General features: G+C 39.7%; 13 protein-coding genes and 1 pseudogene. 12 read left to right on the top strand and 2 right to left on the bottom strand.

Annotated elements, in window-relative coordinates; all coding sequences use genetic code 11:
• The first annotated feature begins 23 nt into the window (after positions 1–23).
• On the top strand, positions 24–620 hold the full coding sequence (locus tag ACIGG7_RS08150; protein WP_397549387.1) for a Crp/Fnr family transcriptional regulator: 597 nt from the start codon (positions 24–26) through the stop codon (positions 618–620).
• Here the strand turns inward: ACIGG7_RS08150 and ACIGG7_RS08145 are convergent.
• Positions 617–1,303, bottom strand: coding sequence for a DUF4386 domain-containing protein (locus ACIGG7_RS08145; protein ID WP_397549386.1), 687 nt, complete (start codon positions 1,301–1,303; stop codon positions 617–619). The genes ACIGG7_RS08150 and ACIGG7_RS08145 overlap by 4 nt on opposite strands.
• 146 nt (positions 1,304–1,449) lie before the next feature.
• Here ACIGG7_RS08145 and ACIGG7_RS08140 point away from each other — a divergent pair, with 146 nt between their 5' ends.
• The 11 genes and pseudogenes from ACIGG7_RS08140 to ACIGG7_RS08090 all read left to right on the top strand — a co-directional run bounded on the left by ACIGG7_RS08140 (position 1,450) and on the right by ACIGG7_RS08090 (position 11,329).
• Complete coding sequence (locus ACIGG7_RS08140; protein WP_397549385.1) at positions 1,450–1,716, top strand: hypothetical protein; 267 nt, start codon at positions 1,450–1,452, stop codon at positions 1,714–1,716.
• Between the two features lie 35 nt (positions 1,717–1,751).
• The gene (locus tag ACIGG7_RS08135) at positions 1,752–2,222 is read left to right on the top strand and encodes a GNAT family N-acetyltransferase (RefSeq protein ID WP_397549384.1); all 471 of its coding nucleotides are present in this window, start codon (positions 1,752–1,754) and stop codon (positions 2,220–2,222) included.
• A gap of 38 nt (positions 2,223–2,260) precedes the next feature.
• On the top strand, positions 2,261–2,731 hold the full coding sequence (locus ACIGG7_RS08130; protein WP_397549383.1) for a GNAT family N-acetyltransferase: 471 nt from the start codon (positions 2,261–2,263) through the stop codon (positions 2,729–2,731).
• A 119-nt stretch (positions 2,732–2,850) separates the two neighbouring features.
• Entirely contained in the window at positions 2,851–3,183 is a 333-nt protein-coding gene (locus ACIGG7_RS08125) for a hypothetical protein (protein WP_397549382.1), read from the top strand.
• Between the two features lie 250 nt (positions 3,184–3,433).
• Positions 3,434–4,336 (top strand): alpha/beta fold hydrolase, encoded by a 903-nt coding sequence (locus ACIGG7_RS08120; protein ID WP_397549381.1) that lies wholly within the window; start codon positions 3,434–3,436, stop codon positions 4,334–4,336.
• A 94-nt stretch (positions 4,337–4,430) separates the two neighbouring features.
• Entirely contained in the window at positions 4,431–4,661 is a 231-nt protein-coding gene (locus tag ACIGG7_RS08115; protein ID WP_397549380.1) for a cyclase, read from the top strand.
• A gap of 354 nt (positions 4,662–5,015) precedes the next feature.
• On the top strand, positions 5,016–9,092 hold the full coding sequence (locus tag ACIGG7_RS08110; RefSeq protein WP_397549379.1) for a S8 family serine peptidase: 4,077 nt from the start codon (positions 5,016–5,018) through the stop codon (positions 9,090–9,092).
• A gap of 284 nt (positions 9,093–9,376) precedes the next feature.
• Positions 9,377–9,904 (top strand): DinB family protein, encoded by a 528-nt coding sequence (locus ACIGG7_RS08105; protein WP_397549378.1) that lies wholly within the window; start codon positions 9,377–9,379, stop codon positions 9,902–9,904.
• Positions 9,905–9,949: 45 nt separating this feature from the next.
• Positions 9,950–10,276, top strand: a complete 327-nt coding sequence (locus tag ACIGG7_RS08100; RefSeq protein WP_397549377.1) for an antibiotic biosynthesis monooxygenase family protein — start codon at positions 9,950–9,952, stop codon at positions 10,274–10,276.
• A gap of 41 nt (positions 10,277–10,317) precedes the next feature.
• Positions 10,318–10,850: pseudogene (locus ACIGG7_RS08095) on the top strand (GrpB family protein).
• A gap of 50 nt (positions 10,851–10,900) precedes the next feature.
• Entirely contained in the window at positions 10,901–11,329 is a 429-nt protein-coding gene (locus ACIGG7_RS08090; RefSeq protein WP_397549376.1) for a hypothetical protein, read from the top strand.
• Between the two features lie 82 nt (positions 11,330–11,411).
• Here ACIGG7_RS08090 and mraY read toward each other — a convergent pair whose 3' ends face one another.
• Entirely contained in the window at positions 11,412–12,368 is a 957-nt protein-coding gene (gene mraY / locus ACIGG7_RS08085) for a phospho-N-acetylmuramoyl-pentapeptide-transferase (RefSeq protein ID WP_397549375.1), read from the bottom strand.
• Between the last annotated feature and the right edge of the window lie 104 nt (positions 12,369–12,472).

The following is a 12,472-nucleotide window of genomic DNA, read 5'->3' as shown; positions in this document are numbered from 1 at the left end:
CAGTTCTGAGAAAGGAGAATAACATGAAAGAAGTCCTTATCCAGTATATGAAGCGTTTTACCAATCTCAGTGATTCAGAGTTGGAAAAACTGACAGTAGATGTTCCGGTTGCTACTTATAAGAAAGGGACAATCCTTTTGCATCAGGGAGAAGTTCCCTACAAGTGCTATTTTGTTTTAAAAGGGTGTGTACGGCAGTACGCTGTAAATGAAAATGGGATTGAGCATACGTATAATTTCTTTACGGAAGAACAGAGTGTCACGATCTTTAATCAGCATACGACGGATAGGAGTTCAAAATACTCTCTTAGCTGTTTGGAGGACTGTACGCTTGTAGTGGGTGATTTAGCTACAGAGCAGGCAGCTTACGACATGCATCCGGTGTTAGAAGTAATGACTCGCAAAATGATGCAAGAGGATATGGGTGCTATGCGGGATGATTTCTCCTCCTTCATTTCTTCGACACCGGAAGAGCGGTTTCATGGATTGATGGAAAAAAGGCCAGAGTTAATTGACCGGGTTCCTCAGTACCAGCTGGCAAGCTACCTGGGAATCAAGCCGGAATCTCTAAGTCGTATCAAGAAACGCTCAGAAGCCAGTCACCTTCGAAATGTTGATTAAGGAGTCCACTTTCTCCCTTTTACCAATAACCATACACCAAAGCCTAATTCACCTATTAACATGGGAGCCATTAGAATCAATTCCAGTATTCCTGTGAAACGTTCAATCTGTGGGATAAACCCGTACATGAAATGAATGATGAAGTAGCTGAAGCCGGCTAAAACTAATAGAATGCTAAGCGCTTTGGGGATCTTTCTTGTATTCATTGCGATGAAACCGACTGTAATAAGATGAAGCCCAAAGATGATTAATCCTAAGGACCAGATTGCTTCGAACGCTGTGATGGACCCCATTACTTGCTGTGCCACACCAGATACTGGTCCTTGAATCATGCCATTGGCGATCACAAGATGTGAAATCGCAATCGCCAGTATGGCTGTGTAAAGCAAACGAAGCCAACCGGCTAATAAGGCATAACTAGGATGGATGGGCTTCAGAAACACATAAAATCCCCATGATACGACTAAATCCATGATGACAATGATCAGCCATCCTAGTACCTCAAGACGAAATAAAGATTGAGATGCGTGGATGTTTTTTAATGTGGTTGCCGCGTCTCCATCTATGACTAATGAGCTGTGAACGTACCCTTGAGCAAAGAATGCAGCACACGTCATCACAAGCAATGCGACACCCGAAGAGGTTGCTGCTTTTTGCTGCATGGTTTGATTTGTTGATTTCATATAATACCTCCTTTAAGTTGATCTCATTTAGATTGTAGTTTGAATGAGGAAGGATTTCATTGACTTAAATCAAGGAGTTCGAATTTTTTAGGGTTGTTCCGGAATAGTTAGATACGTTAAGGAGAATACAGAAGGGGGGGGATTCTGTGAACCTAAAAATATATCGAATCATTCATCTTGTCATTACAGGCATCATCACTATACCTATTACTCTTTTCTTCGCAAGTGGTGGCTTAGGTGAGAATTACACCGGTCATACGTTTGTTTACCCTCAACTTCTTTTAGTCATAGCTGTCTGGATTATCGGTTCGGTGCTCTCTTTTAATAAAAATATAGCTGAATTCGGCTTATTGATCAGTGCTTTGCCAGCAGTGTTTTTCATCGGGAATGTTCTGATTACATTTTTGACTTAATTCATTAAAAATCTAAACCAAGAGCAGGTGTAGCCATGGAGGTTCGGTTAGAAAGAGCAACAAACCAAGATGCACAATCTATCTTTAACATTCAGGTTGAGGCATTTATGCCACTGTTGAACACGTATAAAGATTCTGAAACCAATCCGGCGAACGAGACGATTGAAAGAGTACAAATAAGGATCAATAGAGCTGACGGTGGCTTCTATAAGATTTTGACTGAGGATAAACTCGTCGGGGCCATTTGCGTCTATTGGAAAGAAGATGTTCAGTTCTGGATTAGTCCCATGTTTATTTTACCTTCTTATCAAGGGAAGGGGATCGCACAGAAAACGATACTCTTAGTTGAAGAAATGTTTCCTCAAGCAGAATCGAGGGAATTAGCGACACTATTAGAAGAGGAAAGAAACTGTCATCTGTATGAAAAAATGGGCTATAGCAAAACGGGAATCAGTAAGAAATTAAATGACCGTGCCACACTTATTTTTTATAAAAAGATTTGTTAACTTGCTTCAAGAGTTAAAGTCCACAGGGGGAATATAGATTGGATATACATATGAGAGAGGCCACCAAGAACGATTATGATGCGGTTCATTACATACAAAGACAAGTTCACGAAATGCATACAAAGGAAAGACCAGACCATTATAGAATGGCTGATGCCACCTTAGATCAGGAGTACTTCAACAGCTTGATCGATGGTGAAAACACAAAGGTATTCTTGTTAGAAGAAGGCCAACCGATCGCTTATTCGATCATTACGATAAAACATACAGAAGAAAGACCCATTCTCATCCCAAGGAAAGTGGTCTACATGGATGACTTTGGTGTTGACCATACCTACAGAGGAAACGGAATGGGGAGAATCTTCTTTGAGAAAATAATAGAGTTCGCAAAGAGTATAGAAGCAGACTCATTAGAATTAGGTGTATGGGAGTTCAACGAAGGTGCTATAAAATTTTATGAATCGATGAAATTAAAGACAAAGAGTAGGCGGATGGGGATGGATTTATAAGGGACTCCTTGTTTCAAAGTAGTTTGAGAGTATCTGGCGGTCCTTTTCATTCCTACATATATTCAGATAGATGTGAAGGACTCTGATGTAAAATTAAAGCTTTTAAGGGGAGAGATAAAATGACTAACGACAATTTTACAAAGGCAATATTACTTGGAATTCTGGCTTGTTTGATTGTGATTGCCTTTAAAATAAATCCAGAGGGAAATATTCAACCTCCACCACCAAATGTGGAGGTTCTTAATCAAGGTGGTAGAGTGGTCCAAATTGCACCTAATAGAGTGGGAGTTGTTGACACTGGTAATGGTAGTGGTTGGGAACAACTTGTCGTATTTGAATATAATCCTGAAGCTAAAACATTTGATGTCGTTAGTTCATTGACTTATGAAGATATCTTGAATCACCCAAAGAAACATGATATTCCAGTAAGAACTGATAAGTATGGGAATTAATTCTTATCAATCGTAATAGGCGTAACTCCATTGGAGTTACGCCTATAATCATTGGACTCTAAATAAGGACACTCCTTAGTTCACTTAAATTCGAACATAAAGAAAAAATAAATGAAACCTATCGATTTCCTCATTCGTCTAATTACTATAAAGTATTTTAAAAAAATTCTGAAGAAAATCTAACAGAGAATAGAAACCTGCAAGGTATCCTATCCTCAGCTTATGACCACGGTGTTTTGAGGGCAGCTGGATGTTCGCTCCTTCGACAACGGGAAACATTACGGAAAGAAAGGTGGATGAGGTAGAAATGATGTGGGAACAAAAGCTAATTCAAACAGAACGAGGGAATTTCGAAATATTTGTAGCGGGGAATGGTGAACCATTATGTGTGACTCATCTTTATAGCGAGTTTAACGAGCGTGGCTACTATTTCGCTGATATGTTTGTAGATGATTTCAAAGTGTTTCTTGTAAACCTGAAAGAATCGGGGAACTCGACTGAAGTGACAAATGAAGATGAGCTATGTATGAGTGAGACATGTAAAGACTTAGAAGCAATCCGGATGGCGCTGGGGTTTGGTCACTGGAACTTTGCAGGCCATTCCACTGGAGGAATGCTCGGGTTGGTGTATGCTGCTAATCACCCAAATTCTTTAGAGCGTTTAATTGTCGGTGGAGCATCCGCTACCAATGCGTATATGGAACATCAGGAAAGTATTTATTGTGATCAAAATCCAGGTAATAATCGTTTAAAAGAACTAATCTGCATGATGAAATCTCAAGATTCAACGAAAGAAGAACGAGTACAAGCAGGTAGAGAATGGACCGAAATGTCATTGTATGACCCGGAAAGATTCGATGAATATTTCTCAAAGCCAAGCAGTGGCAGAGTGGTCCAGAAACGGTTAGATTATTATTCTAATACCGAACTCCCAACGTATGATATTAGAGAAAGCATTTCGGACATCACCACTCCGACCATTATTTTCTGTGGAAGATACGACTCTCAATGCCCATTTGTGTATTCAGAAGAAATCTTTGATCTTCTTCCCAATTCATCCTTTTACATTTTCGAAAATAGCAACCATTCACCACACTTAGAAGAAAGAGAAAAATTCAGTGAGATGGTGAAGGATTTTAATCAATTGGTCTAAGCGTTTTGCTATCGTCATCTCATCAGCTGAGCGCGATTAAAAGGTTTACTTATTATTCGTTGAATTCTGATGTGCCCAAACTAAGGAGGTTCAGATGGATAAACGGGTTCAGTTCGACTTTGAAATCGACTTTACAAACGGAGGCGGCATACAGGGACAGGAATTCCGTCTTGATATTGATGGGGATGACATCTCTGATCAAGATCTCGCTGCATATATCGTCGAGGACATGAGGTTGTTGATGGTTGGGGAAGTGAGGATTTTGAATAAAAAAATCATTACTGAAAAGCATAAACGAAAGCCGGGTGAAAAGGAAACCAATTAGTGACACTGAGTTATTTCGTCAGAGATTGCTTATACAAAAAGGTGCATTTCTATTAAAGAAATGCACCTTTTTTAATGGGGTTTGTTTTTGAAAATACTTATAAAAATATCCTTGTCCCCATCTTTTTGTCTAGTTGTTGAATTTTCCCAATAGCTTTCTGTGTTTTGTAGGTCATATTTCATTGATGTGCATTGTCGAGTAAAGGAATTATGTTGTTTTAATAGGTACAATTCAGTAATTGTCGTTTACCAACTTTGTCGACTTCTATTAAACTTTCCCCATACTTTCTATCTGCCTCCCTATGGTACCGTTAAGTTGTTAAAAAATTCAGAAATAAGGAGTTGCTATCACTTAATGAACACCAAAAAGAATCTATTAATCTACGCCTTAGGGGCAGGAATGATGTTGAGTTCTGTCAATATACCTGGCGTGAACGTTCTGGCAGAAAAGCCATCCACCATCGAAGATGCTCTCTCAAACTTAACCCCCCAGCAGCTTGAAAACTACAAACAGCTCCAAAGTGTTGAAAAAGAAGGACTCTTTTTGTCTCAAAACGTCAATCTGGACAGTAATGACTCAATCAAGGTCATTGTTCAACTGGATCATCATCCTGAAAAAGTCGCTATGCTTAAAGCAAAGCTTGAAGGTAAACCACTTACCCAAAAAGAAGCGAAGGACAATGTCGCTAATGATCAAAAGAAACTGAAGCAAGATCTGGATCGTATGATTAAAGATAAGAGTCAATCTGGATTTAAGATCGGAAAAACATATGAAAACGCCATGAACGGTGTTTCATTAGAGGTTCCAGCTAATAGAGTGCAAGAATTACTAAGTCTGGACGTTGTAAGAGCCATATGGAGTGATGTTGAAGTACAGGTGGAGCCCCCTGTAACGAATACAACTGAAGAACAGAAAGACGAGTATATCGTTGAAAGTATGCCTCATTTAAAGATTGACCAATTACATAGTGAAGGCTTCACTGGTAAAGGGATAAAAGTGGGTGTTATCGATACAGGAATTGATTATAATCATCCCGACTTAGATGGCGTTTATAAGGGCGGCTATGATTTCGTTGATAACGATAATGACCCGATGGAAACGACCTATGCGGATTGGCAAGCATCGGGGAATCCTGAGGTTTATAGAGGCAACAGCTACTACACCGAGCATGGAACCCACGTATCTGGTACGATCGCTGGTCAAGGGGATAACGATCAATCTGAATATAGTGTAAAAGGTGTGGCACCGGAAGCGGACTTATATGGGTATCGCGTATTAGGCCCGTACGGAAGCGGATCAAGTGAAAATGTCATTGCAGGAATCGATAAGGCCGTTGAACAAGGAATGGATGTAATCAACCTTTCATTGGGTGCGACGGTGAATGATCCTCTCTATCCTACGAGTATCGCCATCAACAACGCGGTCCTTAGTGGAGTGACAGCGGTGGTATCAGCCGGTAATAGCGGAAGTGCCGCATTTACTCTTGGTTCACCGGGAACGTCCGCCCTTGCCCTAACGGTTGGTGCAAGTGATGTTCCTATTGGCATTCCTACATTTAACGGTCAATATGGTTCAAATGCAGTGCATCTGCAATTAATGGCTAAAAACTACAGTGATAAGATTTCAGACTTCGAGGGAGCGAGTTATGAACTGGTGAATGCAGGTCTTGGCGGAAATTCCAATTACTCATCCATCAAGGATAAGGTAAAAGGGAATATCGCTCTGGTTAGCCGAGGGTCTTACTCTTTTGTCGACAAGATTAAGTATGCTAAAGAAAATGGTGCCAAAGCCATCATCATTTATAATAACGAGGATGGCCAGATCCCTTATTATCTTGGTGAGGGTGTCGATAATATCCCAACCTTCTCTTTATCTAAAGAGGAAGGAGAAAATCTAAAGAATAGTTTGGAAGAAGGGAAAACCATAACCTTCAATGATTTAGGAGAGATGAAAACAGAAGGAGACCGACTAGCTGATTTCAGTTCCAGAGGACCTTCCAAAATGAACTACGATATCAAACCTGAAATTGTAGCTCCAGGCGTATCTGTGTTATCGACGGTTCCTTCTTATATCAATGATAAAGTAAATGGAACGTATGATTATGCTTATACCCGATTGTCCGGGACATCCATGGCGTCTCCTCATGTGGCAGGGATTGCTGCGCTTCTATTACAGTCGAATAAAAGCTATACGCCTGCTGATGTGAAATCCAAATTGATGAATACCGCTGACCCACTGAATGGTGATTACAGCGTGTATGAAGTCGGGGCAGGAAGGGTGGACCCGTATGAAGCCATTCATTCCCGTGTCAACTTCCAGGTAGTGGACGAAACGCCAACCCTCTATAACGGGGAAGAAGTGACGATTGACGAACGAACTGGTGGTATGAGCTTCGGTTTACAATATGTAGAGGGAAAACCATTGCATGACCAACGAACAATCGAAATCACGAATTCAGGAGACAAGGACAAGACGTTCCAAGCCAGCGTAGAGTTTACAAGTAATTCCATGGACGCCGCTGGAAACAAGGTTTCCCTTTCTTATGCTGACAAATTGACGATCAATGCCGGGAAATCAAAGAAAACGAAGGTGTTCCTGGATGTTCCTGCAACAGCTGAAAAGGGTTACTACGAAGGATACGTTAAATATGTAAACAGTGAGGATCCATCTGAAGAATACCAAATTCCATTTGGCATAAGGGTATCCGAAGAAGGGATAGAAGCACTTGAGGCGTTTAACTTCTCAACTAAACAGAACAATCAATTCGGAACATTGTTTAACTTCACACCTGGATCCTTTGTGCTTAGATCCCCTATGGAACAAATGAGTCTCGTATTGGTGGATCCAAAAACAAACAAAGATTTAGGGCTGATTGCATCATTCAATCCAACTGGAATAAAAGAAGGACAAAGAATTGTATTTAATTCCATATTCTCCGGTTACTATTACCCTTACACCAGGAACAAGAAAAATCCATTCTCTGTAAATCCTACCCTTGCACCAGAAGGACATTACAAATTGAAACTTGTTGGGGTAAATGCAAAAGGAAAAACGTTCACCAAGGAAACAGATACGTTCATCGATAATACGGCACCAAAATTCTCGAGCAGTCTACCGAATGGTGTTTACGAATATGCACCAGGGAAAGAAACGGTACCCGTTTCTTTAAAGCTTTACGATAACGAAATCGATCAAATGAAAGCGGCAGGCTTGGATGTAGACCAATCAAATAATTACATCACCTATTATTGGGCGTCACCGTTCCCTAGTCCTGTTCCATTAATCACCGATGCTTCCGGAAACCTGAACGAAGAAATTCTCATGCATCCTCGTTTAGATCGTTATCCTCTCGCATTCTTCCCTTATGATTCAGTTGGGAATCTGGCAGAGAATGGACCAGTTCTTAATGCTTTTGTGGTTGAAGGAACCCCTTATATGACCACTGTGAGTAATAAGAGCGAATTGACAGCAGGAGATGAGTTTAAACTGACGTTAACAGCTAATAACGTAAAGAAATTTAAAGAAGGAAACTTTACCGTAACGTACGATAAAAACGAAATGGAAGTAAAGGATGTGGTCCTTAATCCAGAATTCAAGTCGTATAGTGAATCCACTATCGAGCATGAAATCAAGGATAAATCGAGCTACCAGAATAATCTGGATATCGCCGTTTCCCTTGAAGAAGATTCAACGATTGACGTAACGGGTGATACTCCAGTCGTTGATATTATATTAGAAGCAAAAGAAGCCAGCTATAGTAAGAGAAACCAATTGAAATTACCAACACTAACAGCTTCTTACATCAATACGGATGGCCAAGAAACAAAAAATATTAGAGGTTATTTCGCGGGAGATATTCCGGAATTGTTGCGCAGCTATTCTGAAGCTCGTGGAAGTATTATTCCACAAGGGTTTTATGGCATGGACGGAAAGTTTGACTATGATAAGGACTTCTCCAATGCGCCGATCTCTATCATCGTGACAGATCCTGATGGAGGGAAACATGAAGGGACTTTAAATAAAACCACTTTCTCAGTGTCAGACTTACCTATAACGGACAAACCTTTTAATTTTGAAGTTAAGATCCCGGGACACTTCCCAGTGAACACTTCGGTTAAAATCTATGAGCAGCGTGGAGATAGAGTCATTGGAACTTGGCGTGAATTCCCTATTCGCAAACAAGATGCCGGAGATATTAATCAGGATAGCGTCATTGATATTTTTGATGCTGTTGCATTGAAAGAATCTTGGGGTACAGATAAGCAAGAAGCGGATTTGAATTTCGATGGAGTCATCAATGAAGAAGACTTTGAGCTTGTCGAATATAATTACCTTGAAACAGATCCTGGAGTGGACAAAGCCCCTACTCCAAAACAAATGTATCAAGGCCAAACCTTGGAAAGCATAAAGAAAGAGTTGGGCATCAACTAAAAACGTAAGAAGTGGATTCGATCGAATCCACTTCTTTTTTTCTAAATAAAGCTGAGGTAATCTCATTAACCTAAAGGAAAATTCAAATTTTAGTAGAATGTATCACTTGAAGAGGAGAGTGTTTTAGGTTGGAAATACAATCCTTATAGTATAGGTCAGGTCTATAATTGCCTGGGGAATTGCGTGGCGATTAAGCTTATCAATTGAGTAAAGTGATTGTCAGGACCTTTCATTTTTGAAATAATTGGAATGTGAATAACGTACATACAAAAGGAGTAGAAACGATGCTAAATAAACCAGAAATGAATGAGTATCCTCCATATTATGAGGGATATGTGAACCACGTACCAGATGGAGATCTGCTCCAGATTCTTGATGCTCAACTAAAGGAAACCATCAATCTATTAAAAGATGTAAGCGAAGAAAAGTCCGAGTTCCGATATGCCCCTGAAAAGTGGACAATCAAGGAAGTACTAGGTCACATAACCGACACCGAACGGATTATGAGCTACCGTCTTCTTTCTATAGGAAGAGGAGAAAAGGAAATGCTGCCGGGATATCATGATGATGAGTATGTGAAAAGGGGCAAATTTAATCGTTTTTCCTTACAGGAGCTTTTACATCATCAATCTCTTGTCCGCCAACATACTATTCTACTTCTAGGCAGTTTGGATGAGGAAGCCCTGGTACAGAGAGGAAGAGCAAATGGTGGAGAAGTTACGGCGAGGGCTATTGGATACATTATTGCCGGGCATGAGATTCATCATCGTAGGTTGATTGAGGAACGGTATTTGAAATCGGATAACTTTTAAGGTGAACGTGGAAAAGACTATTACATAATATTGGGGGAACTAAAATTGAGTGGATTGGCAAAAACTCCTCAACCACCTTACTATGCGGTAATATTTGCTTCAGAACGAACCGAGAATGACAAAGGGTATGAGAAGATGTCTGAAAAAATGGTAGAGTTAGCATCGCAACAGAAAGGTTTCTTAGGGATAGAAAGCGCCCGTGATGAAGGTCTGGGAATCACGATTTCTTACTGGGAATCTGTAGAAGCCATCAAGCAGTGGAAAGAACATTCAGCCCATCAAGTGGCACAGGATAGAGGAAAAAAAGAATGGTACAAAAACTTTGCTGTAAGAGTATGTAAGGTAGAAAGGGATCGCTTTTTTGAGATGTGATGGAGGTTGTAAGGTTCACCTTGTAATTAAGGGGGAGCAAAGTGACGGAACTCGGTATAGAAATTGTTGAATATGATGATCGATGGACAGAAGAATTTCATTCCATAAAACGGGTTTTGAGTATTGCTTTAAAGGATGTCATAATCGGGATTGAACACGTGGGTAGCACCTCCATACCAGGACTCAGTGCAAAGCTGATTTTGGATATTGATATTGTGATAGAGAGTTATGATGTTTTTCATAGTGTCATTCTGCAACTTGAACAGATAGGGTATTTTCATCAGGAAGAATGGAGTTTTGAAGGTAGAGAAGCATTTGGGAGAAAGAATCTTTTGACTCCATGGGACGGAGAAGGCACACAATGGATGGAACACCATCTTTATGTATGTAACAAAGATAGTAAAGAGCTGGCAAGGCATTTAGCCTTCAGAGATTATATGCGGATAACCCACAAGCTGTTATCGAGTATGAACAGATTAAAAGGATAATAGCTGATACAGTAAATAGCCGAGACTCTTATACAGAAGGAAAAACAGAATTTATCAATCGCATATTGAGAAAAGGAATGCTTTGATGAAAAGGGAGAGCAGGAAAGAGAAGTCTAATAGGATTGGAGATAAGAATATGACCAAAAAACTATTATTCTCTGTACTATTCATCCTTTTACTGAGTGCTTGCAGCCAAAATGAAGTAGAAGACTCTTCCCCTAATACGAAAGATATTACTCTAAAAGAAGTTTTAAATGTAATCAGAGAACAAGGGTTGGAATTAGAAGACACGTCAGATTTACCAAAAGAGAACGTCTTTATTCAAAAATTAAACGGTGTTACACCTGAAGTGTACGGTTTGGAGGGAAACACTTTATCTATTTATATTTTTCCCACTTCAAATGAACGGGGAAAAGCAGTGCAGGCGTTTGAAGAGAAAACAGCAACGTATGATTTAATAGAACATCAGGAATATGGAATACATAATCTATTGGTGTTTTATGTAAGCGAAGATGAAAAGATACAGGACGAATTGTTTGACGCGTTGCAATCTATAGATTCGTAAAAACATTCTACATGACGAAGACGGAGATTTTAATCGAGAATGAAGAAAGGAACTTCAACATACGAAGTTCCTTTTATATCCCTTATGGATAGAGAATAAACTTCCAATAAGCGAAACAAATAAACGTACAAATCCACGAAACAAACCCAAAGGCGGTGACAATGGTCGTTTCACCCCAACCATATTTTAAGCCGTAGTGATAATGAATGGGAGTCATCCTGAAAATTCGTTTCCCTGTCGATTTAAATGATGCCACTTGTAAGATAACCGAAAGTTGTTCAGCGAAATAAATAAAGAATAATAGGGGAATGAGGATCTCCACTTTCTCGATAACGGCAAGAAAGGAAAGGGATCCCCCTATCGCCAATGACCCTGTATCCCCCATAAAAGCTCGGGCTGGAAAGATGTTATAGATGAGAAAGCCAAGTAAGCAGCCAATCATGATTAAACAGAAAAGCTGTACCTCTGATTTGTCTGAAATCATAAAGAAGAAAAAGTATGTAGGAATGGCCACCACTCCTAAAAGCCCGTCCAAGCCATCTGTAAAATTAATGGCATTGGCAGAGGCCACAACAAATAAGGTGATCACTATGAAATATACGACCATTGGAAGATCAATTGAGAGATGTTGATAAATACGAATCGTCGTGTCTAACCCAAGCTCGTTTATCACGTAGAAAAGCAGGACACCGGTAAAAAGAAATTGGAAAATCAGCTTGATTCTACTCGATACACCTCCAGGATCTTGACGGGACGCTTTCCAAAAATCATCCAAGAATCCTATAAAACTGAATAGAATATACGTAATAGCCAAGAAGAACATTAGTGGCGTAGGGGAGAAAAATAAGGATACAACCACTCCTATAAAAAGAATGATTCCAAACATTAACGGAGTACCCTTTTTGATTTGATGATTGGAGGGAAGTTCCTTTCTTATCGGTTGCAGGAGCTTTAATTTTCTTAAGAGTTCAATGAATAGTGGAGATAGTACAGCAACTAATATAAAAGCAATGACTGCCGGTATGATTTGATCAATCACTTCTTATCTACTCCTCTTTTATAAACTATCTATACATAAGTTCTATGAAGAGTATGGATATCCTTTAATGTGTTTTTAAATTAATGGAGATTGTGAGTAAATGG

The sequence above is a fragment of the Rossellomorea sp. NPDC077527 genome (assembly GCF_044542955.1).
GTDB lineage: Bacteria > Bacillota > Bacilli > Bacillales > Bacillaceae_B > Rossellomorea > Rossellomorea aquimaris_E.
This window is presented reverse-complemented; position numbering and strand designations above follow the sequence as displayed.

Bases quoted from the DNA above. Each gene is read 5' to 3' on its own strand.
- ACIGG7_RS08110 (WP_397549379.1), top strand. From the start codon at position 5,016: ATGAACACCAAAAAGAATCTATTAATCTACGCCTTAGGGGCAGGAATG.
- ACIGG7_RS08150 (WP_397549387.1), top strand. From the start codon at position 24: ATGAAAGAAGTCCTTATCCAGTATATGAAGCGTTTTACCAATCTCAGT.
- ACIGG7_RS08120 (WP_397549381.1), top strand. From the start codon at position 3,434: ATGTTCGCTCCTTCGACAACGGGAAACATTACGGAAAGAAAGGTGGAT.
- ACIGG7_RS08135 (WP_397549384.1), top strand. From the start codon at position 1,752: ATGGAGGTTCGGTTAGAAAGAGCAACAAACCAAGATGCACAATCTATC.
- ACIGG7_RS08115 (WP_397549380.1), top strand. From the start codon at position 4,431: ATGGATAAACGGGTTCAGTTCGACTTTGAAATCGACTTTACAAACGGA.
- ACIGG7_RS08090 (WP_397549376.1), top strand. From the start codon at position 10,901: ATGACCAAAAAACTATTATTCTCTGTACTATTCATCCTTTTACTGAGT.
- ACIGG7_RS08125 (WP_397549382.1), top strand. From the start codon at position 2,851: ATGACTAACGACAATTTTACAAAGGCAATATTACTTGGAATTCTGGCT.
- ACIGG7_RS08105 (WP_397549378.1), top strand. From the start codon at position 9,377: ATGCTAAATAAACCAGAAATGAATGAGTATCCTCCATATTATGAGGGA.
- ACIGG7_RS08145 (WP_397549386.1), bottom strand. From the start codon at position 1,303: ATGAAATCAACAAATCAAACCATGCAGCAAAAAGCAGCAACCTCTTCG.